This window comes from Mesorhizobium sp. M7A.F.Ca.CA.004.12.1.1 (assembly GCF_003997835.1).
GTDB lineage: Bacteria > Pseudomonadota > Alphaproteobacteria > Rhizobiales > Rhizobiaceae > Mesorhizobium.
In genome coordinates, this window is sequence record NZ_RZRK01001136.1 from 1 (window position 1) to 1457 (window position 1457).

Below are 1457 nucleotides of genomic sequence, written 5' to 3' on the forward strand. Positions count from 1 at the left end.
GACGCACTGGTCCAGTATGGCGTGGTCGAGATCCACATCTGGGGGTGCACGATCGACGAGATCGAAAAGCCCGACCAGATCATCTTCGATCTCGATCCCGATGAAGGTATCGACGTGAAAGCGGTCCGCGAGGCGGCACTCGATATCAGGGGCAAGCTCGACGAGCTGTCGCTGCCGAATTTCGTCAAGACTTCGGGCGGCAAGGGTTTTCACGTCATGGTGCCGCTGAGACCAGCGGCGGATTGGGATGAGGTCAAAACCTTCGCCCATGATTTTGCCCGTGCGCTGGAGCAGGGTGCCCCCGACCGCTACACGGCGACGCTGTCGAAAAAAGCGCGCACTGGAAAGATCTTCGTCGACTATCTGCGCAATGGCAGGGGCTCGACGACGGTCGCGCCCTATTCGTCACGCGCCAAGAAGGGCGCCACCGTGTCGATGCCGGTGACCTGGCCAGAGATCGAGGCCGGCTTGGCGCCGAACGCTTTCCCGATCGGCGGCAAGACTACGCTGAAACAGCTGGCGAAAGCCGATCCGTGGTCGGATTTCTTTAAGCAGGGCAAGGCTCTGAGGCGGGGTTAACGCTTCGCCCGTTCAAGACAGAAACACCCTCTCAAACGCCTGTCTACCCGGCGGCGAGAAGATCACCGCGCGGCTGTCCTTCTCGCGGCGCGCCCATTTCTCGGCCAGGATCTTCTCGAGGATGGCGGCGCCCAGCGTGCCGGCGAGGTGCGAACGGCGCACGCTCCAGTCGAGGCAGGCGCGGCACACCGGCCGGCGCGGCTTGGTATAAACGTCGATGCCTATCGCCGCGAAATGCGAAGCCGCCGATGGCCCGAGCCTGATCTCCTGTTCGTCGCGGACCAATACGTTCTTGGCGACGAGCCGATCGAGCATCGCCACCGCCTGCTCGCCGGCGAGGTGATCGTAGCAGACGCGCGCCACCCGCATGGCACCATCGCGCGGACCGGGGCGCACACGCTTTGGACCGACGGCTTCCGCGACGCCTGTGATGGCTTCGATCATGCCGGCCACCTGCGGTCCGGCGAGGCCGTAATAGCGATGCCGGCCCTGGCTCGCCACCGTGAGCAGCCCACCTTCCATCAGTTTGCCCAGATGCGAGCTGGCGGTCGGCAGCGAAACGCCGGCCTCGAGCGCCAGTTCGCTCGCCGTCAGCGCCGTGCCGCCCATCAGGGCATTCAGCATGTTTGCCCGTGCCGGGTCGCCGACCAGGCTGGCGATGCTGGCGATGTCGGGTCCTTCACGCATAGTTCGTTCCTCATCGAAGCGTTCTTGTCAGATAATCACTATTCTCAGGTGAGATCAAGGAGACGACGATGGCCGCACGAACCGCTTTCCCCTCAGCCTCGCTCCCCAGCCGTCAATTCTTCCCGTTCGTCACCTGGCTGCGTTCGCGGCTGCTGGCCCGCTGGTATGACCGCCATTTGCAGCGTCTGGAC

The 1457-nt window shown here is 63.9% G+C and carries 2 protein-coding genes; one reads left to right on the forward strand and one right to left on the reverse strand.

The genetic code is table 11. The features are described from left to right. The coding region (ligD, locus tag EN984_RS34445; protein ID WP_206517560.1) for a non-homologous end-joining DNA ligase at window positions 1–579 on the forward strand (579 nt) is incomplete at its 5' end. 12 nt (window positions 580–591) lie between these two features. Here ligD and EN984_RS34450 read toward each other — a convergent pair. Beyond that, the gene (locus EN984_RS34450) at window positions 592–1266 is read right to left on the reverse strand and encodes a winged helix-turn-helix domain-containing protein (RefSeq protein WP_127268908.1); all 675 of its coding nucleotides are present in this window, start codon (window positions 1264–1266) and stop codon (window positions 592–594) included. Between the last annotated feature and the right edge of the window lie 191 nt (window positions 1267–1457).